The sequence below is a fragment of the Microlunatus antarcticus genome, from assembly GCF_014193425.1.
In the GTDB taxonomy this organism is placed as follows: domain Bacteria; phylum Actinomycetota; class Actinomycetes; order Propionibacteriales; family Propionibacteriaceae; genus Microlunatus; species Microlunatus antarcticus.
This window is the reverse complement of the sequence record NZ_JACHZG010000001.1, coordinates 757,994-778,376: the sequence shown is the minus strand read 5'-3', so window position 1 is coordinate 778,376 and position 20,383 is coordinate 757,994. Positions and strand designations below refer to the sequence as shown.

Annotated in this window: 22 protein-coding genes and 1 tRNA gene; 15 read left to right on the top strand and 8 right to left on the bottom strand. The window is 73.9% G+C overall.

The window, feature by feature from the left end; translation table 11 throughout:
- Window positions 1–37 precede the first annotated feature (37 nt).
- Entirely contained in the window at window positions 38–724 is a 687-nt protein-coding gene (locus FHX39_RS03595; RefSeq protein ID WP_183336833.1) for a hypothetical protein, read from the bottom strand.
- Window positions 725–870: 146 nt separating this feature from the next.
- On the opposite strand from FHX39_RS03595, the gene FHX39_RS03590 reads away from it, so the two are divergent.
- Complete coding sequence (locus FHX39_RS03590; RefSeq protein WP_183336832.1) at window positions 871–1,554, top strand: response regulator transcription factor; 684 nt, start codon at window positions 871–873, stop codon at window positions 1,552–1,554.
- Entirely contained in the window at window positions 1,551–2,945 is a 1,395-nt protein-coding gene (locus FHX39_RS03585; protein ID WP_183336831.1) for a sensor histidine kinase, read from the top strand. The genes FHX39_RS03590 and FHX39_RS03585 overlap by 4 nt, the downstream gene beginning before the upstream one ends.
- 76 nt (window positions 2,946–3,021) lie before the next feature.
- On the opposite strand, the gene FHX39_RS21975 is transcribed toward FHX39_RS03585, so the two are convergent.
- The 4 genes from FHX39_RS21975 to FHX39_RS03565 form a co-directional block, all read right to left on the bottom strand.
- Window positions 3,022–3,654, bottom strand: coding sequence for an MSMEG_6728 family protein (locus FHX39_RS21975; RefSeq protein ID WP_183336830.1), 633 nt, complete (start codon window positions 3,652–3,654; stop codon window positions 3,022–3,024).
- Window positions 3,655–3,665: 11 nt separating this feature from the next.
- Window positions 3,666–4,025 carry an antibiotic biosynthesis monooxygenase family protein gene (locus FHX39_RS21970; RefSeq protein ID WP_183336829.1) on the bottom strand — a complete coding sequence of 120 codons (360 nt, stop codon included), beginning with the start codon at window positions 4,023–4,025 and terminating at the stop codon, window positions 3,666–3,668.
- On the bottom strand, window positions 4,022–4,996 hold the full coding sequence (gene selD, locus FHX39_RS03570; RefSeq protein WP_183340855.1) for a selenide, water dikinase SelD: 975 nt from the start codon (window positions 4,994–4,996) through the stop codon (window positions 4,022–4,024). Before selD ends, FHX39_RS21970 begins: the two co-directional genes overlap by 4 nt.
- A 91-nt stretch (window positions 4,997–5,087) precedes the next feature.
- Complete coding sequence (locus FHX39_RS03565; RefSeq protein ID WP_183336828.1) at window positions 5,088–5,357, bottom strand: hypothetical protein; 270 nt, start codon at window positions 5,355–5,357, stop codon at window positions 5,088–5,090.
- 193 nt (window positions 5,358–5,550) lie between these two features.
- Here FHX39_RS03565 and FHX39_RS03560 point away from each other — a divergent pair.
- From FHX39_RS03560 to FHX39_RS03515, 10 genes are all read left to right on the top strand, one after another.
- Window positions 5,551–5,646, top strand: a tRNA-Sec gene (locus FHX39_RS03560).
- Between the two features lie 43 nt (window positions 5,647–5,689).
- Complete coding sequence (locus tag FHX39_RS03555; protein WP_183336827.1) at window positions 5,690–6,781, top strand: mechanosensitive ion channel family protein; 1,092 nt, start codon at window positions 5,690–5,692, stop codon at window positions 6,779–6,781.
- Window positions 6,782–6,790: 9 nt separating this feature from the next.
- Complete coding sequence (gene selA / locus FHX39_RS03550) at window positions 6,791–8,113, top strand: L-seryl-tRNA(Sec) selenium transferase (protein WP_183336826.1); 1,323 nt, start codon at window positions 6,791–6,793, stop codon at window positions 8,111–8,113.
- A 4-nt stretch (window positions 8,114–8,117) separates the two neighbouring features.
- Window positions 8,118–9,899 carry a selenocysteine-specific translation elongation factor gene (selB, locus tag FHX39_RS03545; protein ID WP_183336825.1) on the top strand — a complete coding sequence of 594 codons (1,782 nt, stop codon included), beginning with the start codon at window positions 8,118–8,120 and terminating at the stop codon, window positions 9,897–9,899.
- Window positions 9,900–9,935: 36 nt separating this feature from the next.
- A complete protein-coding gene (locus tag FHX39_RS03540) occupies window positions 9,936–10,457 on the top strand; it encodes a gamma carbonic anhydrase family protein (protein WP_183336824.1) in 522 nt (173 codons plus the stop codon).
- Window positions 10,454–11,224 carry a PIG-L deacetylase family protein gene (locus FHX39_RS03535; protein ID WP_183336823.1) on the top strand — a complete coding sequence of 257 codons (771 nt, stop codon included), beginning with the start codon at window positions 10,454–10,456 and terminating at the stop codon, window positions 11,222–11,224. The genes FHX39_RS03540 and FHX39_RS03535 overlap by 4 nt, the downstream gene beginning before the upstream one ends.
- Window positions 11,221–11,802, top strand: coding sequence for a methyltransferase domain-containing protein (locus FHX39_RS03530; RefSeq protein WP_183336822.1), 582 nt, complete (start codon window positions 11,221–11,223; stop codon window positions 11,800–11,802). The genes FHX39_RS03535 and FHX39_RS03530 overlap by 4 nt, the downstream gene beginning before the upstream one ends.
- Before the next feature lie 54 nt (window positions 11,803–11,856).
- Window positions 11,857–12,654: a GAF and ANTAR domain-containing protein gene (locus FHX39_RS03525; protein WP_183336821.1), complete on the top strand. Its 798-nt coding sequence runs from the start codon at window positions 11,857–11,859 to the stop codon at window positions 12,652–12,654.
- A 111-nt stretch (window positions 12,655–12,765) separates the two neighbouring features.
- On the top strand, window positions 12,766–13,716 hold the full coding sequence (locus FHX39_RS03520; protein ID WP_183336820.1) for a manganese catalase family protein: 951 nt from the start codon (window positions 12,766–12,768) through the stop codon (window positions 13,714–13,716).
- 18 nt (window positions 13,717–13,734) lie between these two features.
- A complete protein-coding gene (locus FHX39_RS03515) occupies window positions 13,735–14,814 on the top strand; it encodes an acyl-CoA dehydrogenase family protein (protein ID WP_183336819.1) in 1,080 nt (359 codons plus the stop codon).
- Window positions 14,815–14,914: 100 nt separating this feature from the next.
- Here the strand turns inward: FHX39_RS03515 and FHX39_RS03510 are convergent, their stop codons facing one another.
- The 3 genes from FHX39_RS03510 to FHX39_RS03500 all read right to left on the bottom strand — a co-directional run bounded on the left by FHX39_RS03510 (window position 14,915) and on the right by FHX39_RS03500 (window position 16,931).
- Complete coding sequence (locus FHX39_RS03510; protein WP_183336818.1) at window positions 14,915–15,391, bottom strand: MarR family winged helix-turn-helix transcriptional regulator; 477 nt, start codon at window positions 15,389–15,391, stop codon at window positions 14,915–14,917.
- Window positions 15,392–15,416: 25 nt separating this feature from the next.
- A complete protein-coding gene (locus FHX39_RS03505; protein ID WP_183336817.1) occupies window positions 15,417–16,172 on the bottom strand; it encodes an SDR family NAD(P)-dependent oxidoreductase in 756 nt (251 codons plus the stop codon).
- A gap of 69 nt (window positions 16,173–16,241) precedes the next feature.
- Window positions 16,242–16,931: a FadR/GntR family transcriptional regulator gene (locus FHX39_RS03500; protein WP_183336816.1), complete on the bottom strand. Its 690-nt coding sequence runs from the start codon at window positions 16,929–16,931 to the stop codon at window positions 16,242–16,244.
- A 130-nt stretch (window positions 16,932–17,061) separates the two neighbouring features.
- On the opposite strand from FHX39_RS03500, the gene FHX39_RS03495 reads away from it, so the two are divergent.
- Genes FHX39_RS03495 through FHX39_RS03485 form a run of 3 tightly spaced genes read left to right on the top strand, consistent with a single transcriptional unit; the run spans window position 17,062 to window position 20,383 of the window.
- The gene (locus FHX39_RS03495) at window positions 17,062–18,021 is read left to right on the top strand and encodes a proline iminopeptidase-family hydrolase (protein ID WP_183336815.1); all 960 of its coding nucleotides are present in this window, start codon (window positions 17,062–17,064) and stop codon (window positions 18,019–18,021) included.
- A complete protein-coding gene (locus FHX39_RS03490) occupies window positions 18,018–19,448 on the top strand; it encodes an APC family permease (protein WP_183336814.1) in 1,431 nt (476 codons plus the stop codon). The genes FHX39_RS03495 and FHX39_RS03490 overlap by 4 nt, the downstream gene beginning before the upstream one ends.
- On the top strand, window positions 19,445–20,383 hold the full coding sequence (locus FHX39_RS03485; protein WP_183336813.1) for an acetamidase/formamidase family protein: 939 nt from the start codon (window positions 19,445–19,447) through the stop codon (window positions 20,381–20,383). The genes FHX39_RS03490 and FHX39_RS03485 overlap by 4 nt, the downstream gene beginning before the upstream one ends.

Here is a 20,383-nt window from a genome sequence, read left to right as displayed (position 1 = left end):
CGCGACCGCAGAAGCTACGCCTCGTCGGCGTTCGGGATCAGCTGCCGCCGGTCTGGCCCTGACCCGGCGTGGGCGCACCCGACGGGGGCGCGGGCGGCGTGGGCGCGTTCTCGCCCGCGGCCGGCGGGGTGGGCGCGTTCTTCCCGTCACCCGGGGTCGGCGGCTTCGGGGCGTCCTGGCCGGCGGCCGGCGGCTGCGGGGCCTGTCCGCCGGCGGGCGGAGCCGGCGGGGCGGGCGGGGCCGGCGGCGCGGCGGGCGCACCGCTGGACTGGTCGCCCGGGGTCGGGGCACCGCTCGGCTGGTCGCCCGGGGTGGGGGCACCGCTGGGCGCACCACCGGGGGCGGGGGCGCAGGCGCCCGGCCCACCGGCCGGTCCACCCGCGGGTCCGGCCGGCCCGGCGCCCGGGGCGGGCGGAGCGGCCGGCGCACCGCTGGGAGCGTCACCGGGGGTGGGGGCACCGCTCGGCGCGTCGCCCGGGGTGGGCGCACCGCTGGGGGCGTCGCTCGGGGTCACGTCGGCGGGCTGCACCTGGGAGGTCCCGGTGCCGCCGGCGCTCGGGGAGCCGCCGGCCGCGAGGGCCGGGACCGCGATGCCGGTGGCCAGGACGGCGGCCACGGCCGCCCCGATGGCCCACTTGCGGCCGCGGTGCTTGCGGACGAACGGGCTCTGCTGGTCGTCGTGCGAGCTCAGCGTCTCGGGCTGGTTCGCGTCGTCGTGGTTCATGGGTGCTCCTCGTTCTCGGGTGTCCCGCCCCTCGGCGGTGACCTGGGAACGACTCTGCGAGCGGATCCTGAAGCCAGGCTCAAGCCAACGCCCCGGGGGCAGGTTCTTGAGGCGTTCTTCAGCGCGGTGACGCCACACTGTCTGGCGTGACTACGAAGGTTGCTGGCGCCCGCGTGCTCGTCGTCGAGGACGACGGCGCGATCCTCCGCTCGCTCGTCGGCTCGCTCGGGGACGCGGGGTACGAGGTCCGGGGCCTCCCCGACGGACGCGAGCTCGAGACCGAGCTCGACCGCTTCCGCCCCGACCTCGTCGTCCTCGACTGGATGCTTCCGGGTCGGGACGGACCGGCGCTGAGCCGGGTCATCCGCTCCCGTACGGCGGCCGCGGTGATCATGGTGACCGCGCGCGACGAGGTGGACGACCGCGTACGCGGCTTCGACGCCGGGGTGGACGACTACGTGGTCAAGCCGTTCGCCACCTCCGAGCTCCTGGCGCGCACGCGGGCGGTCCTGCGCCGGGCCGGCGTCAACGTGGGCACGGTCCAGGTCGACGACCTGCTCGTCGACCCCGGCGCGGCCCGGGTGACGCGCGGCGGGGTCGACATCGACCTGACCGCGACCGAGCTGCGGCTGCTGGTGTTCCTGGCCGAGAACCGCGACCGCGTCATGTCGACCCTGCAGATCCTCACCCAGGTGTGGGGCTACGACGACTACGCCGACAACCTGGTGCAGGTCCACGTCAGCGCGCTGCGCCGCAAGATCGAGGCGCACGGGCCGCGACTGATCCACACCGCCCGCGGGCTCGGCTACGTGCTGCGGGCCCCGCGATGAGCTCGGGCGCCGCGGTGCCCACCGACGGTCTGCGGACGCGCTCGCTGCGCAACCGGGTGACGATCACCGTCCTCGCGTTCCTCGCGGCGATGCTCGTCGTGCTGGCCGTCGTCACCGACGTGGCCCTCAACGCACGGCTCGAGGGCGAGCTGCGCCAGCGGCTGCAGGACAGGGCCAGCTACGCGACCATCCTCGTCGGCCAGCGGTCCAGCTCCCAGCTGGTGGATGCGCTCGAGGGCGACGGGGTCTCGGTCCGGCTGACCACCGCCTCGGGTCAGGTGATCCCGAAAGGCCCCCTGTCCGGTACCACGGGCTCGACGGCGACCCCCGCCCCCCTACCGCCGGGTCCGGCGGGCGGACCCAAGGGCCCGGTCGCCGAGCAGGGCAAGATCCTCTCCGTCACCGAGCAGCTCTCCGACGGCAGCACTCTCGTCCTGCTCGCGGACTCCGGCGACGTCCAGCGCACCCTCGATCAGGTGCGGACGACGCTCGCGGTCGGCGGGCTGGTGCTGCTGGCCCTGGCCGCGCTCGCCCTCCGGCCGGTCGTGAACCGCGCCCTGCGCCCGCTCGACCAGGTCACCGCCACCGCCCGAGCGATCACCGCGGGTGACCGTGGCGCCCGCCTGCGGCCCGACCGACCCGAGACCGAGCTGGGCCAAGCCGCGTCGGCGTTCGACGCGATGCTCGACGAGGTCGAGGGCGCCGAACGGTCCGCGCGCGGCGCCGAGCAGCGCCTGCGCGCGTTCTTGTCCGACGCGGCCCACGAGTTGCGCACGCCCCTCGCCGGCGTCCAGGCCGCCGCCGAACGCCTCCTGCGCGGCGTCGACGACCGGGCCCAGCGCGAGCAGCTGAGCGTCACCGTCATCCGTGAGGCCCGCCGTGCGAGCCGCCTCGCCGACGACCTGCTGACCATGGCCCGGATCGACTCGGGGCTCGAGCTGCAGCGCGTCCCGGTCGACCTGTCCGGTGTGGTCGGTCGCGTCGCCGACGTGGCCCGGCTCGCCCACCCTGCGGCGCAGGTGGAGGTCCTCGGGACGGCCGGCGCGGTCGACGCGGACCCCGACCGGGTGACCCAGGTCCTGACCAACCTCGTCGACAACGCCCTGGCCGCGACGCGGCACCAGGGTCACGTGACGCTCACCCTCGCGCGTACGCCCGACGCCGTGACCGTCGACGTGGCCGACGACGGCCCGGGGATCCCACCCGCCGACGCGGACCGGATCTTCGAACGCCTGGTCCGCCTCGACGCCTCTCGTACGAGCGGAGGGTCGGGCCTCGGCCTCTCCATCGCCCGCGGCATCGCCGAGGCGCACGGCGGCTCGCTGGCGCTGGTCCCGTCAGACGCTCAAGGCGCGAGGTTCCGTCTGAGCCTGCCCACCCACCCAGCCTGACCCGAAAGTGGTCGTTCCGGTCGAACTTCAGGCCCGAGAAAGGGCCCGGCCTGACCACTTGCTGAGGTAGCCGGGCTCAGACGCCCTGCTGCTCCGCCCGCTTCTTCTCCGCCCGCGTCTTCGCCCCGCGCTTGGCGGCGGCGCTGCGCCTGCGTCGAGCGAGCTCGGCCTCCTCGACGAGCTTGGCCAACCGGCGTTCCTCGCGCTTGACCGCGTTCGCGGCCTTGCGCTGCTCCGCCTCGATCACCGACGCCGATCGGACCGGCCACACGTACGGGACCGCCGGGTCGGCGTCCGGGAACATCGGCCCGTAGAGCTCGGGGTCCTTGCGCACCAACGCCGAACGATGGCTCTCCAGCACCGGGTCCCCGTCGACGTCCCAGGGTGGCATCGCGTCTACCTCGCGGAGCGCCTCCTCGGACCGGATCGGCGCGATCCCGAAGGTCGCGAGGTCCTCGGTGATCGTGCCGGCGCAGGTGTCGCCGAAGCCGCGCCCGACCCACGCCTCGCACATCGCGAGGCCGTAGCGCCCGAGCGCCTCCTCGTGGCCCTGCCACATCAGCACGGCCGGGTGCGTCTTCCAGGCGTAGCCGGGCACGGTGAGCGCCCGCACGATCTGGATGACCTCGACCCGCTGCTTGCCGAGGCGCTTGTCGTCCAGCGCCTCCGCGGAGCGGGCGAAGTCGGCGTACGGGAGAAAGGTCTGCACGGAGCCCGGGGCTAGAGGCCCAGCGGCTCGGGGTCGCCGGGCAGGGCGGGGTCGCCGACGTCCGGCGGCAGGTCCGGCGTCTCGAACTGCACGCGGGCGAGCTCGGAGCAGGCCTTGCCGATCAGCGCCCGGAACTCGCCGTGCTCGGGGTCGACGTCGTACGCCTGGTAGGCCGCCCCGTCGACCCAGTCGTTGGTGATGGCGAAGCTCCAGCCGCCCTCGCGCAGGCCGGCGTCGAAGCCGATCCGCATCGGGCCGACGAGGCCGGCGGGGCGCATGCCGGCGAGGCCGAGCAGGCCGGCGTCGAGCCCGAAGCGGGTCTCCTCGCTGGCGGCGGGGTCGATACGGCCGAGGACGACGTTCCTGATCACCGGACCACGATCCCATGCTCGCCGGCGGCCACCGTCTCCCCCACGACCGGGGCGCCCGGGATCTCACCCACGACCAGCAGCCCGCCGCTCGTCTGCGCGTCGGCCAGGAGCAGCAGCTCGTCCTCGTCGACCCCGTCGGCCCCGAGGTCGGGACGGACCCAGTCGAGGTTGCGGCGGGTGCCGCCGCTGACGTAGCCGTCGCGCAGCGCCTCGCGCGCCCCGTCGAGGTACGGCACCTTGGTGTGGTCGATGACGAGCGTCACCCCGGACGCGCGCGCCATCTTGAAGCCGTGGCCGAGCAGCCCGAAGCCGGTGACGTCGGTCGCCGCGGTGATCCCGGCCGCGAGGGCGGCCCGCGAGGCCTCGGCGTTGAGCCGGACCATCGACGCGATCGCCTGCGCGAACACCTCGCCCGTCGACTTGTGCCGGTTGTTGAGCACGCCGATCCCGAGCGGCTTGGTCAGGCTGACCGGAAGCCCCGCCTTGGCGGCGTCGTTCCGCAGCAGACGCGACGGATCGGCGATCCCGGTGATCGCCATCCCGTACTTGGGCTCCGGGTCGTCGATGCTCTGACCGCCGGCGAGGTGCACCCGCGCCTCACGGGCGACGTCCATCCCGCCGCGCAGGACCTCGGCCAGCAGCTCCATCGGCAGCACGTCGCGGGGCCAGCCGACGAGGTTGAGGGCGATGAGCGGCGTGGCGCCCATGGCGTAGATGTCGGACAGGGCGTTCGCCGCGGCGATCCGGCCGAAGTCGTACGCGTCGTCCACGACGGCGGTGAAGAAGTCGGTCGTCGCCACGATCGCGCGGTCGCCGTCTATGCGGACCACGGCCGCGTCGTCCCCGGTCTCGAGGCCGACGAGCAGGTCCGGCGAGGTCCACGGGACGAGCCCGGAGACCACCTTCTCGAGCTCGCCCGGCGGGATCTTGCAGGCGCACCCGCCCCCGTGGGCGTACTGGGTCAGCCGGATCGGGTGGTCGTGCCCGGTGTCGGTCGCAGAGGTCGCGGTCACGGCGTCCAACGTAGCCAGGTCCCGCCGGGCGGCACGGCGCCGACCGGCCTCAATCCCGTGTGGAGACCAGCACCCCGGTGGCGCTGCGGCACTCGTCGAGGGGGTGCCCGGTGTGCACGACCAGCGGGTTCGTGAGGTCGGCCGGCTGCGAGAACACCGCACCGCCCGCCCGCGTGCAGCTCTCCTCCCACATCCGTCGCTGGGCCGCCGCGTTGGCCCGCAGCAGCGGCACCAGACCTGCGAGGACGAGCACGATCCCGACGAGCAGCAGCAGCAGGCGACGACGCGTCGGAACCACCACGGGCACCTCCAGGCTCACGGACAGCCCAGTCTGGTCCGCACCGGGTCGCATGGGAAGGCTCCGCCCTGAGATCCGCTCACTCGATGCGCCTGCACGCCGAAATCCCCGCTCAGCGCCGCCGTCGGGGACAGATCGAGGTGACGTTTCTCAGGGCGGCGCCTGCGCCGACGTCCCCCGACCCCGCGGAACCTGCCCGGCTACAGTCGGCGACGGAGGCGTACAGGCGCCTGGTGGCCCTCCCGGTCTTCAAAACCGGTGAAGTCGAGTACCTCGGCTTGGCGGGTTCGATTCCCGTCCGCCTCCGCCAGACCTCCCGCGACGGGGACGGCCGCTTGGGCCAGTCTGGGCGGATGCCCGTCACCCTCGCCGAGTTCGCCCTGACGCTGCTCCTCGCCCTCGTGGCCACGCTGGTCGTCGTGGCGGTGACCCACCTCGTCGCCGTGCTCACCTCGCGACGCTGGCCGATGGTCGGCCGGCTGTCGCGCTACGTCGCCGTCCCGTTCCGACTGACGGCGCTGGTGCTCGTGCTGGCCGCCGTCTGCCGCGACTCCCGGCCCGACCAGGTCAGCCCACAGCTGTGGACGGGGGTCGAGCTCGCGCTGCGGCTGGCCTCGATCGGGACCGTCGCGTGGCTCGTGGGCGCGCTGCTGCTGTTCCTGGAGGACCTCGGGCTCGAGCGCTACCGCGTCGACGTGACCGACAACCAGAACGCGCGCCGCCTCCGCACCCAGGTGCTCGTCATCCGGCGGCTGACCGTCGCGCTCGTCGTCCTGATCGCGGCCGGGACCGCGCTGCTGACGTTCCCGGGCGTACGCGCGGTCGGCGCGAGCCTGCTCGCTTCCGCGGGCCTGGTCAGCGTCGTGGTCGGCGTCGCCGCGCAGTCGACCCTGGCCAACGTGTTCGCCGGCATCCAGCTGGCCTTCAGCGACGCGATCCGGATCGACGACGTCGTCGTCGTGGACGGCCAGTGGGGCCGGATCGACGAGATCACCCTCAGCTACGTCGTCGTGCACCTCTGGGACGACCGGCGCCTCGTGCTGCCGTCGGGCTACTTCACCAAGGAACCCTTCGAGAACTGGACCCGGCGCACCTCCGAGCTGCTCGGCACGGTCGAGCTCGACCTCGACTGGCGGGTCGACGTCGACGCCCTCCGGGCCCACCTCGACGAGGTCCTGGCCGGCACCGCGCTGTGGGACGGCCGCAAGCAGGCCCTGCAGGTGACCGACGCCGTCGGCGGGCTGGTCCGCGTCCGGGTCCTGGTCAGCGCGGTCGACGCGTCGGTGCTGTTCGACCTGCGCTGCCACGTCCGCGAACGCCTCGTCGCCTGGGCGCGTGACAGCGCCGACGCCGTCGCCCTCCCCCGCCGGCGCGTGGAGCTCGTCGGGCCGACCACCGCCACCTCCGCCGTCGACGCACCGCTCGGTGTGGGCGGCAGTTCCTAGGATCGGTCGATGACCACCACGGCAGACCCCCGACGTTCGGTGCCCCGCACCGACCAGGTGCTCGCCGACCCCCGGCTCCGTGCGGCGGCCCAGCGGCTCGGGCCCGACCTGGTCAAGCAGGCGGTCGTCGCCGCCCAGCAACGGGCCCGTTCCGGGGAGCTCGCGCCCACCGAGGTGGCGGACGCGGCCGTCGCGTCGTTGCCGGCGCAGGCCTCGAGCACCCGCCGGGTGATCAACGCGACCGGCGTCGTCCTCCACACGAACCTGGGTCGCGCGCCCCTCTCCCCCGCCGCCGTCGACGCGCTGGTCGACGCGGCCGGCTACACCGACGTCGAGTTCGACCTCGCCGACGGGAGCCGGGCGCGTCGCGGCCGCGGAACGCTGGCGGCGCTCGCCGCCGCCGTCCCCGCCGCCGAGGCCGTGCACGTGGTCAACAACGGCGCCGCCGCGCTCGTGCTCGCCACCACCGCCCTCGCCGCCGGGCGCGAGGTCGTGATCAGCCGCGGCGAGCTCGTGGAGATCGGCGACGGCTTCCGCCTGACCGACCTCATCGAGTCCACCGGCGCCCGGCTGCGCGAGGTCGGCACGACCAACCGGACCAAGCTCGCCGACTACGCCGACGCGATCGGCCCCGACACCGGCTGCATCCTCAAGGTCCACCCCAGCAACTTCCGCGTCGAGGGCTTCACCTCGTCGGTCGACGTGGGCGCGCTGGGCGGGCTCGGCGTCCCCGTCGTCGCCGACCTGGGCAGCGGCCTGCTCACCCGCGAGACGCTGCTGCCCGACGAGCCCGACGCCGACACGGCCCTGCGCGCCGGCGCCGACCTCGTCACCGGTAGCGGCGACAAGCTCCTCGGCGGACCCCAGGCGGGGCTCCTGCTCGGACGTACGGCCGTGGTCGAGCGCCTGCGCCGCCACCCGCTCGCCCGCGCCCTCCGGGTCGACAAGCTCACCCTCGCCGCGCTCGAGGCCACCCTGCGCGGTCCCCGGACGCCCACCTGGAGCGCGCTGCACGCCGACCCCGACGGCCTGCGTACGCGGTGCGAGGCCCTGGCCGCCGCACTCGAGGGCGTCGTGGCCGCCGAGGTCGTCCCCTCCGACGGAGCGGTCGGCGGCGGCGGGGCACCCGGGCTGACGCTGCCGGGCTGGGCCGTCGCGCTGCCCCCCGCGTACGCCGCCGCGCTGCGGACCGGCGACCCGACCGTCGTCGCGCGCACCGAGCGCGGCCGCTGCCTGGTCGACCTGCGCTGCGTCGACCCTGACGACGACGGCCGGCTCGCCGACGCGATCCGCGCGGTCGGCACAGCGACCGCCGCGCCCGGCCAGGCCTGACGCGATGCACGTCGTCGCCACCGCCGGCCACGTCGACCACGGCAAGTCGACGCTGGTCCGCGCGCTCACCGGCATGGAGCCCGACCGCTTCGCCGAGGAGAAGCGCCGCGGGATGACCATCGACCTCGGCTACGCGTGGACCCGGATCGGGGAGGGCCCGGGGGCGACCGAGCTGGCCTTCGTCGACGTGCCCGGGCACGAACGGTTCATCGCCTCGATGCTCGCCGGCCTCGGTCCCGCGCCCGCGGTCATGTTCGTGGTCGCGGCGGACGAGGGCTGGCGGCGCCAGTCCGAGGAGCATCTCGCCGCCGTCGACGCGCTCGGCCTGACGCAGGGCCTGCTCGTCGTCACCCGGAGCGACCTGGCCGACCCCGCCCGGGCAACCGCCGAGGCCCTCGAGCACCTCGCGGCCTCCACCCTCGGTACCGTCGACGCCGTCGCGGTCTCGGGGGCGACCGGCGCCGGGCTCGACGACCTCCGCCGCGCGCTCGTCGACCTCACCGGCACGCTGCCCGTGCCGCGCACCGACGGCCGCGTCCGGCTCTGGGTCGACCGGTCCTTCACCATCCGGGGGGCCGGCACCGTGGTCACCGGGACGCTCGGCGCCGGCACGCTCGCCGTCGGCGACACCCTCGCCCTCGGCCGCCGCGAGGTGACGGTGCGCGGGCTGCAGAGCCTCGGCGCCGACGCCACCTCCGTCGCCGCCGTCGCCCGCGTCGCGGTCAACCTGCGCGGTACCGACGTCGACGACGTCAGCCGAGGGGACGCGCTGCTCACCCCCGGCGCCTGGGCGTGGACCGACGTCGTCGACGTCCGGGTCCGCCCGCACACCGGCGAGGTCGCGGACCTGCCCGCCGAGCTCGTCGCCCACCTCGGCACGGCCGCGGTCCCGGTCCGGCTGCGCCCGCTCGGCGGGGCGATGGTGCGGCTCACGCTTCACCACCCGCTGCCGGTCGAGCCCGGCGACCGGCTGGTCCTGCGCGACCCCGGCCGGCACGCCGTCGCCGCCGGGGCCGTGGTCCTCGACGTCGCTCCCCCGCCCCTGGTCCGTCGCGGGGCGGCCGCCGTGCGAGCCGACGACCTCGCCCGGGCCGACGACCCCGCCGCCGCCCTGGCCGACCGCGTGCGCCGTACGGGGGCGGTGCGGGCCGCCGACCTCGTCGCGGAGGGCGTACCGACCCAGGACCCGTCCCGGGTGTCGACGGTCGGGGCGTGGTTCGTGGACCCGGCGACGTGGGAACGCTGGCAGACCGGCCTCGGCGAGGCCGTCGACGAGCAGGCCCGGCGCACCCCGCTCGACCCGCGCGTCACCGCCGAGGCCGCGCGCCGCCGGCTCGACCTGCCCGACCGTGCCCTGCTGGCCCCGCTGGTCGAGGCGGCCGGGCTCGCGTACGCCGACGGCCGCGTCGCCCGGCCCGGCGCCGGCACGGGCCTGGGCCCCGCCGAGGCCGGGATGGCCCGGCTCGAGGCGCACCTCGCAGCGGACCCGTTCGCGGCCCCGGAACGTCCCGAGCTCGACGCCTGGGGCCTCGGCGTCCCCGAGCTGGCCGCCGCCGAACGGGTCGGCCGCGTCGTCCGCCTCGCCCCCGACATGGTGCTGCTCCCGACCGGCCCCGCGCAGGCGATGCGCGCGCTCGCCGCGCTGCCGCAGCCGTTCACCACGAGCGAGGCGCGACTGGCCCTCGGCACCACCCGCCGGGTGGCGATCCCGCTGCTCGAGCACCTCGACCGCCGCGGCTGGACCGTCCGCGTGGACGGCGGCCACCGCAGGGTGAAGGGCCGCTGATGATCACCGTGACCACCGACCAGTAGGTTGCCCTCCATGCCGCTGGTGCTGCCGTACGCCGAGCACGCGCCGGTGCTCGACCCCACGACGTGGCTGGCGCCGAACGCCACCGTCGTCGGGCAGGTCCGCCTGCACGCCCGCTCCAGCGTCTTCTACGGCGCGGTGCTGCGCGGCGACATGGCGGAGATCGTCGTCGGCCGCGGCACGAACCTCCAGGACAACGTGGTGGTCCACACCGACACCGACTTCCCCGCGCTGATCGGGCTGGGCGTCAGCGTCGGGCACGCGGCGGTGGTGCACGGCTGCACGATCGAGAACCACTGCCTGATCGGCATGAACGCCACCGTCCTCAACGGCGCGGTGATCGGCACGGGCTCCCTCGTCGCCGCCGGATCGGTCGTGCTCGAGGGGACGGTCGTCCCGGCCCGCTCGCTCGTCGCCGGCGTGCCGGCCAAGGTCCGCCGCGCGATCACCGACGAGGAGCACGCGCACATCGTGCGCAACGCCACGACGTACGAGGAGCTGGCCGTCGGGCACCGGGCGGCCTCGCGCTCGTGAGCGTCCCGATCGTCCCGGTGACCCGTGCCGGGCACGCCCCCGAGGTCTGGCGTGACCGCCTCGCGGCCACCCAGCGGTGGTCCGTGGCCGACCTGCGCACGCTCGCCGGAGGTCGGGACCGGCTGCTCGCCTTCTCGGCCCACCCCGACGACGAGACGATCGGGGCCGGGCGGCTGCTGTCCGCCTGGCGGCGCACCGGTGGGCACGTGCGGTCCGTCCTCTCCACGTCCGGCGAGGCCTGCTTCGACCACGTGGGGGCACGGCCGCCCGGGCTCGCCGCCGAGCGGCTGGTGGAGTGGCGGAACGCCCTGGCGGCCCTCGACGTGGAGGCCGGCCCCGCGTACGGGCTGCCCGACGGCGGCCTCGAGGCGGCCGAGGAGGGGCTGGAGGCCGCCGTGGCCCGGACCGTGACCGACGCAGGTTCCCTCGACCGGACCGTCTTGCTCGCCCCTCACCCGGGCGACCCGCACCCCGACCACCGCACGGTCGGACGGGCGACGGGACGCGTCGCGGCCCGGCTGGGCCTCCCGGTCTGGTTCTTCCCCTTCTGGATGACCTACTGGTCGGACCCACGGACCGACGTCGGAGGCCGGCTGGTCACCGTCGAGGTCGACCGCGCCGACGAGGACGCGCGGCAGGCGGCGGTGGCGTGCTTCCCCACCCAGGTCGCCCCCGTCCGGCCGGGCTGGGGTGCGGTCATCCCGCCCGAGCTGCTCGCGCTGCACGACCGCCAGCTGCTGGTCCTGCCCGGGCCGGGCCAGCCGTGAGCGGACCGCCCGACTTCGACGCCTACTACCGCGCCGACCCGGACCCGTGGGACGTGGGCGGCAGCTTCTTCGAGCAGCGCAAGCGTGCGGTGGTGCTCGCGTCCCTGCGCCAGGCCCGCTACACCTCTGCGTGGGACCCGGCCTGCGGGACCGGCCACCTCACCGCGGACGTCGCCGCCCGCTGCGACCGCGTGCTCGCCAGCGACGCCTCCCCCACCGCCGCCCGCCTCGCCGCGGAGCACTGCGCCGGGCTGCCGGTCGAGGTCGGTCACCGGGCGCTACCGCTGCCGCCCGCGGACGACGGGTTCGCGCCCGCGCTCGTCGTGCTGAGCGAGGTCTTCTACTACCTGGCGGACGAGGTCCGGGCCGCGACGGTGGCGGTCGTCGACCAGCGGGCCGCGCCGGACGCCGAGGTCGTCGCCGTGCACTGGGACGGCGCGCCGTCCGACGCCTGGCTCAGCGGACGCGGCGGGCAGACCGAGCTCGTGACCCAGCTCGTCGCGCGCGGCTGGACGCGGCGGGTCCACCACGAGGACGACGGCTTCCTGCTCGACGTCGTGACGCGCGGCGCGGCCTGAGGGTCCGTCCGGCCGACGCTTGGCCAGACGCGTCGGGCGCGTCATCATGCGGGGGTGACTTCCTCCTCCTCGCCCCGCCGGTGGGGCGTCTCGTCCCCCGCGGTGCTGACGCTGGTCCAGGACTTCCTCCAGGACGCGGCCACGCGGACGCACGAGCGCCTGGGCGACGTCGCGGGGGTCGCGATCACGTCCGCCGTCGAGGGCGGTGAGCCGCTGACCGCGGGGTCCAGCACCGAGCTGGCCGCCGCCGTCGACCGCGTGCAGTACTCGATCGGGATCGGGCCCTGCCTCGACGCGCTCCAGGAGGGTCGGGAGAACTACGTCCCCGACCTCGCGCGGGACCGGCGCTGGGACCCGTACGGCATCGAGGCCGCGAGCCTGGGCGTCCGCACCTCGCTGTCCGTCCCGGTCGTCGACGGACGTTCCGGGGTGCTGGGCGTGGTGAAGGTCTACGCCGCCACCGTCGACGGGCTGGACGACCGTCAGCGGCACCTGGCCCGCGCCTTCGCGCTCGAGGTCGCGGGCGGCGTGGGGCTCGCCAACACGCTGGTCAGCACCTCGCTCGAGCTCGACGACCGGATCGACGCGATGGACACGCGCCGCACCATCGACCTGGCCACCGGGCTGCTGATGGGCCGGCTGGGGTGCAGCGCGGAGGAGGCCTTCGGGCTGCTCCGCCGCGAGTCGCAGAACCACAACACGAAGGTCACCGAGGTCGCCGCCGACCTCGTGGCCCGGTCTTCGAACCCGGCCGCCGGCAGCGCCGCGGCCGACACGCAGGACCGTCTTCCGGGCGGAGCGCAGCAGGCGCCGTTCAGCCGCCGTGGGGAAGCCCCGGCCCAGGGGCGCTGACGGCCGTCTCCCTCACCGCCCCGGAGGTCCGGCACGGCTCGGGCTAACGTGAGCCTTGCGGTTCTGCAGCGACGATCAGCCGCTCCTCATGCACGTCCTGAAGGAGCCCTGATGTACCTCTACTCCCAGCAGCTGATCAACGAGATCGCTCCCGGCGAGCCCGACCCGGCCGCGGCCAACGCCCTCCAGGAGGGCCTGGGCGGCCAGTTCGGCGAGATGCGCACGATGATGCAGTACCTCTTCCAGTCGATGAACTTCCGCGGCGACGCCTCCGCGCAGCCCTACCGCGACCTGCTGCAGGGCGTGGGCACCGAGGAGATCAGCCACGTCGAGCTGATCGGCACCACGATCTCCCGCCTCCTCGACGGCGCACCCGGCTACCAGGGCAAGAAGAGCGACCCGGTCGACGAGCCGGGCGCCAAGGGCGCGACGCCGCTGAGCATCGCCAAGGACACCGGCAACATCCACCACTTCCTCGTGGGTGCCCAGGGCGCGCTGCCGGTCGACTCGGCCGGCAACCCGTGGAGCGGCTCGTACGTCTACAACTCGGGCAACCTCGTGCTCGACCTGCTCTACAACCTCATGCTCGAGAGCACCGGCCGGCTGCAGAAGTGCCGGATCTACCAGATGACCGACAACCCCACGGCGCGCTCGACCATCGCCTACCTGATCGTGCGCGACCAGGCCCACGAGAACGCCTTCGCCAAGGCCCTCGAGTCGCTGGGCATCGACTGGGGCAAGACCCTGCCGATCCCGAAGACGAACGCCGAGCAGTTCCCCGAGGTCAAGAAGCTCGTCGACCTCGGTCTGCAGAGCGTGCAGTACACGTTCGACGTGGACGGCGCCAGCCAGGCGGCCAAGCTCTACCGCGGTGCCTCGCCGAGCAACGACGGCACCGAGCTGAGCACCGCGGTCATGCCGGACGGCGTCCCCGTGACGATCTCGCCCGAGCGCAAGGAGGAGTTCGCCCCGGGTCTCGACCCCGAACTGCTCGCCCTGATCCAGGCCACCGCCGAGGTGGAGATCGAGACGATCAACAAGACGGACACCACCGCCTCCTGATCATGGTCTGATCTGATCATGAGCTCTTCCGGCCCGGTCCCGACGTCACCGACCCCCGACCGCCCCACGGCGGCCGCGGGAGGTGGCGGCGGGACCGGGCCGCTCTCGCTCGCGGGGCTCTCGGTCACCGAGCCGTTCCCGCCGGCGCGACCGCTGCCGGCGGCGTACGACCGCTACCACCCCGACGTCGCCCCGGAACGTGCCGTCGTGGCCGGCCTCGTCGACGGCATCGACTGGGCCGGGCTGACCTGGCCGGCGGTGATGGAGGAGCTGATCGCCCTCGGGCGCACGGACGTCCCGCTCGCGCGGCTGAGCGAGGGCCACGTCGACGCGCTCCGCATCCTGGCGCAGGCCGACGCCGTCCCGATGCCCGGAGCCCTGTACGGGGTGTGGGCCTCCCGCTCCGCGCGGACGGGCATCAGCGCGACCGAGCGGGGCGACACGTACGAGCTCGACGGCACGCTGCGCTTCGCGTCCGGCTCCGGGCTGCTCGACCGCTCGCTCGTCCCGGTCTGGCTCGACGACGACCGCCACGTGCTGCTCGACCTCGACGTCACCGGGCTGCCCGTCGACCCCACGGTCTGGCGCACCGCCGCGATGACGCCGAGCCGGACCTACGAGATCCGGGTCGACCACGTGGTCGTGCCGCGTTCCGCGCAGCGCGGGCCCGAGGGCTTCTACCTGGGCCGGCCCGGGTTCCAGGCCGGCGGCGCCGGGGTCGCCGCCTGCTGGGTCGGCGGCGCCGCACGGGTGCTCGACGTCCTGCTCGCCTTCCACGCCCGGCCCAACCCGGCGCAGCAGGTGCGGCTGGGTCAGATACGGGCCGACCTGGTCGCGGCGGCCGCGGTCGTCCGCTCGGGCGGGCGGGCGCTGACCAGGCCGGACGTCGACACGAACGCCGTCGCCCTCGAGGTGCGGACGGTCGTCGCCGAGGCCGTCCACCGCGTCCTGGCCTCGGCGCGGATGCTCACCGGTCCCACCGGGCTCGCGCTGGACGACGCGGTGAGCCACGCGATCCCCGACCTCGAGCTCTACGTCCTGCAGCACAACGTCGACGCCGCGCTGTCCGGGCTCGGCGCTGGGCTTCCTGCTCGATAGCCCGACCGAGATCAAGGTGGGGGTCGGCGGCTGAGCGTGGATCGGCGCCCGCCGCCCGATCTCGGGGCACGAAATGAGCGGGCGCCCGACGACCGATCGCTCAGGCGCTGGTCGCGGAGGCGTCGGGACCGGCCAGGTGCTCCTCGAGCCGTCGGGTCGCCTCCTGCAGCACCCGACGGGTGACGGCGAGGTCGGCCTCGTCGGCGCCGACGAAGGACACGGCGAGCGTCAGGCCGACGGGGTCGGGCAGGCCGTCCCAGAGCGTGCGGCCCGCCTGCGTGACGCTCAGCAGCCGCTGCCGCTGGTCGACGGCGTCGGGCTGCTGGTCGACCAGGCCCTTGCGCACCAGGGTGGCGACCACCCCGCTCAGCGTCGCCCGCTCGACGCGGAGGAGCTGGCCCAGGTCGCGCTGCAGCGTCGGTCCGACGTTCACCAGCCGGTGCAGCACGTACCACTGGGTCGGCCCGAGGTCGTGCTCGCGCAGGATCGACTCGATCAGGGCGCGGGAGGCGAAGTGGTACTTCTTCGCCCACGCCCCGACCGAGTCCTGCCGGTCCCGTTCCTCCGCGTCAGCCACGGGCCCACCTCACCACGGACTCACCTCACCACGGGATCGTGGCGTCCTCCCAGCGCGTGAAGGTGCCGGTCGGGCCGTCGGGGCCGAGCAGCGCGACGCGGACGACCTCGCGGGAGCCCTCCTCGATCGACTCGGTGCCCGCGAAGTTGTTGAGCGCCGTGCTCGTGAAGCCGGGCGACACGAGGTTGATCTTGATGTCGGTGTCCTCGAGCTCGATCATCATCGCCAGCGTCATGGCGTTCTCCGCCGTCTTCGACGCGGCGTACCCGGGGCCGTAGATCCGCCGGTAGGGGAAGCTCGGGTCGGCGTTCGAGGCCAGCGAGCCGACCCCGCTCGAGACGTTGACGATGCGGGCGTCCGACGACTCGCGCAGCAGCGGCAGCATCGCCTGGTAGACGGCGAGCACGCCGAAGACGTTGACGTCCCAGATGGCCCGGACCTCGTCGAGCGAGGCGAGGCTCGCCGTCCCGGACGCGGCCATCTCGTCGGGCGTGGCGCTCCCCGTCCGCGTGTTCGAGATGCCGGCGTTGCTGACGAGCAGGTCCAGCCGGCCGTGCTCGGCGCGGATCCGCTCGGCCGCGGCGGCTATGGAGGCGAGGTCGGTGACGTCGAGCTGGATCGCGGTTGCCCCGTCGCCGATCCCGGCGGCCGCGGCCTCGCCCCGGGCCAGGTCACGCGACCCGACGTAGACCGTGACGCCGTTCGCGGCGAGCTTGGTGGCGACCTCGAGGCCGACCCCCTGGTTGGCTCCGGTGACCAGAGCGATGCGTTCCGTGGGCATGGGTGCCCTCCCTGCTAGTTCGTTAGGTACCTGTCGATTATTGTCAGGTGGCTGACGAAAAGCAAGGGGTCACCGCGCAGCGGCCCGCTGGAGGCTGCGCTCCATGGTCAGGTAGGTCAGCGCGAAGTGGCCGCGGGCGATCTCCTGGGCCCGCTCGGCCGCCCCGTCGACCACTGCGCCCACGAGCTCCTCGTGCTCGTGCAGGGCCTGCTGGAAGAACTCCGGCTCGTACGGCTCCGCGCCAAAGCCGAGCGTCGCTGCGGCCGTGAGGTGCGCGCTCAGGGCGGTGAGGTGCGGGTTGGCCGCCGCCGCGCAGACCAGCCCGTGCAGCCGCCGGTCCCAGGCGCGGGCCAGGGCCATGTCCTCCCCCGTCGTGGCGAACGCGGCCAGCGCCTCCTGCAGCTGGGTCCGCTGCTCCGGCGTACGGCGCTCCGCCGCGGCGCGGGCGATGAGCCCCTCCACCAGGCAGCGGTAGTCGAAGAGGTCCTTGAGACGGGGCAGCTCGGTCTCCAGCGTCCGGCGGGCCTCCGCCGGCGCGACGTCCTCCCACGCCTGCGTGGTGACGAACGTGCCGCCGTTGCGCCCGCGCTTGGCGACGACGAGCCCGAGCTCGTTCACCCGCAGCAGCGCCTGGCGCACGGTGACGCGGCTGACCTCGAGCCGCGTGGCGAGCTCGCGCTCGGAGGGCAGACGTTCTCCCGGCGAGAAGGCGCCGACGGCGATGGCCGTGACCAGGCGGTTCGCCACGTCCTCGGTCACGCTCGCGGGGCGCCCCAGACCAGCAACAGCCACAAGACCGTAACGAGACGCGTCATCCAAAGGTATTGAGACCACACCTTTACCGTGTTTGACTGCCGAGGCCGCAACAGCCTCGGGGGGAACCGGAACCATGAGCAGTCTAGAAGTGGGGTCGCAGACCCTGCCCGTCACGACGGGGACGATGCCCTTCCGCGGGCACGAGACCTGGTACCGCGTGACCGGCGCCCTCGACCCGGACGGCGCCGCGGACGGACCCGCTCCGCTCGTCGTCCTGCACGGCGGACCGGGGGCGGCGCACAACTACACCCTGGCCATGACGGCCCTCGCCGGCGACGGCCGTGCGGTCGTCCACTACGACCAGCTCGGCTGCGGGCTGAGCACGCACCTGCCCGACGCCGACCCGTCCTTCTGGACCGTCGAGCTCTTCGTCGCCGAGCTCCGCGCGCTCGTCGTGCACCTCGGCATCGCCGACCGCTTCCACCTGCTGGGCCAGTCCTGGGGCGGGATGCTCGGCCCCGAGGTCGTCCTGTCCGACGACTCCGGCATCCTCTCGCTCTCGATCTGCGACAGCCCGGCCTCCATGCCGCTGTGGCTGCAGGCGGCCAACGAGCTGCGCGACGAGCTGCCCGCCGACGTCCAGGCGACGCTGCTCGCCCACGAGGCCGCCGGCACGACCGACTCGGCGGAGTACCACGCCGCGGAGCAGGTCTTCTACGACCGCCACGTCTGCCGCGTGGTGCCCAACCCGCCCGAGGTCACCGCGAGCTTCGACCAGATCGACGCCGAGCCGACCGTCTACCACGCGATGAACGGGCCGAGCGAGTTCCACGTGATCGGCTCCCTCAAGGAGTGGTCGGTCGTCGACCGCGTCGCCGGGATCGCCGTCCCCACGCTCGTCGTCGCCGGCGCGTACGACGAGGCGAAGCCGATCGTGTGGCAGCCGTTCGTCGACCAGATCCCCGACGTGCGCAGCCACGTCTTCCCCGAGTCCAGCCACATGCCCCACGTCGAGGAGCCCGAGGCCTTCACCGAGGTCGTCGGCACCTTCCTCCGCGAGCACGACCACCCCACTCCCGAAGGACGCGCATGACCACCCAGCAGAACGCGGGCTCCGCCGAGCTCGCCGAGTTCGGCTACAAGCAGGAGCTCAACCGGACGCTCTCCACGACCGACCTGATCGTCTACGGCCTGGTCTTCATGGTCCCGATCGCCCCGTGGGCGATCTTCGGCGTGGTCTTCAACGCCTCGTCCGGCATGGTCCCGCTCGTCTACATCATCGGCCTCGTCGCGATGATCTTCACCGCGCTGTCGTACGCGCAGATGAGCAAGGCGTTCCCGATCGCCGGCTCCGTCTACTCCTACGTCGGCCGGGCCCTGCACCCCGTGCTTGGCTTCTTCGCCGGCTGGACGATCCTGCTCGACTACCTGCTGGTGCCGACGCTGCTGTACGTCTTCGCGGCGGAGTCGATGTCCGGCATCTTCCCGGGCGTGCCCAAGCCGCTGTGGATCATCGTGTTCCTCGTCATCAACACGGCGATCAACTACGTCGGCATCTCCTTCACCGCGATCGTCAACCGGCTGTTCCTGGCCGCCGAGCTCCTCTTCGTGGTCATCTTCGTGATCATGGCGATCGTCGCCATCAGCCGCGGCGTCAACGGCGCCGCCTTCACCACGACCCCGCTCTTCAACGCCGACCTCTTCACCCCGCAGCTCGCCGCCGCGGCGCTGTCGATCGCGGTGCTGAGCTTCCTCGGCTTCGACGGCATCGCCACCCTCAGCGAGGAGGCCAAGGGCGGTCGTCGCTCGGCCGGCATCGCCATGATCACCGGCCTCGTGCTCGTCGCGGTCTTCTTCGTGACCCAGACCTGGCTCGCCGCGATGCTCGTCCCCGGCACGACGCAGTTCGGGGACGACGAGGTCAACAACGCGTTCTTCGGCATCGTCGGCTCGATCAGCGGCAGCGCCTGGATGGTCGCCTTCCTGGCCATGAACGCCCTCGCCGTCGGCATCGCGAACGCCGTCGCCGCGCAGAGCGCTACCTCGCGGCTGCTCTTCTCGATGAGCCGCGACGGCCGGCTGCCCCGGTTCCTGGCCCACATCGACCCCAAGAGCAAGGCCCCGCAGCGCGCGATCCTCGTGGTCGCCGGGCTGACCCTCGTGCTCGGGCTCGTCTTCGTCGGGCAGATCGACATCATCTCGACCCTGGTGAACTTCGGCGCGCTGACCAGCTTCCTGCTGCTGCACGTCTCGGTGATCGGCTACTACGCGGTCAAGAAGCGCAGCAAGAACATCTTCCTGCACTGGATCTCGCCGGTCCTCGGCTTCCTGATCATCGGCTTCGTCCTCTGGAACGCCGACGCCTCCGCCAAGATCGGCGGGATCATCTGGCTCGGCGTCGGCGCCCTCGTCCTCCTGTACTACGTCCGCAAGGGCACCGGGGTCCTCGCCGAGCACGCGTCCGACCCCTTCACCGTCGCCGAGTCCGACGCGACCCTGGCCACGGAGGACCGCGCGTGAGCGACCACTTCCTCGGCCGTGAGCTCGGGACGGCGTCGTTCAGCCCGAGCCGCGAGCCCGTCCTGCGCGTGACGCCCGGCGCGGGCGACCGGATCGCCTTCGAGACCGACGACCTCGCGTACGCCCAGATGGAGGAGTTCGGCGACCTCAGCCAGGTCACGGCGACCATCAACCCGGTGACCGGCCCCGTCTTCGTCGAGGGCGCCGAGCCCGGCGACGTGCTGGCGGTGACGATCCACGCGATCGACGTCGCCGAGCAGGGCTGGTCGGTGTCCATCCCGGGCGCGGGTGCGCTGTCCGACGTCATGGGCCCGGATTTCTTCGTGCGCCGGGTCCCGGTGCGCGACCGCCGGGTGCAGCTGACCGACACCCTCGACTGCGCCGCCGCCCCGATGATCGGCTGCCTCGGCGTCGCCCCGGCCGCGGTCGACGGCTCGACGGTCATGCCGACCTACCCCACCGGCGGGAACATGGACCTCACCGAGGCCCGCGTCGGCAGCACGGTCTACCTGCCCGTGCAGGTACCGGGCGCGCTGCTCTCGGTCGGCGACCTCCACGCGGTCATGGCGCGCGGCGAGTCGACGTTCGTCGCCATCGAGATCGCCGGCACGGCCACGCTGAGCGTCGATCTGATCAAGGGCCGCTCGATCCGCGGGCCGCAGGTCGACACAGGCGACGAGTGGGTCTGCGTCGGCCTCGGCGACCCGGTGCAGGACTCGATCGTCATGGCGTACGAGTCGCTCTACGACGTCATGGTCACCGAGCACGGCTGGAGCCGCGAGGACGCGTACGTCGTCCTCAGCGCGCTTGGCCACACCGAGCTCGGCGGGCCCACGGGTTCCTCGGACCCGGACCCGCTGCACCCGTTCCGCGCCGTCGGCGCCGTCACCCTGGCCCGGATCGCCAAGGACGTGCTGCTCAGCGGCGGTCGCTGA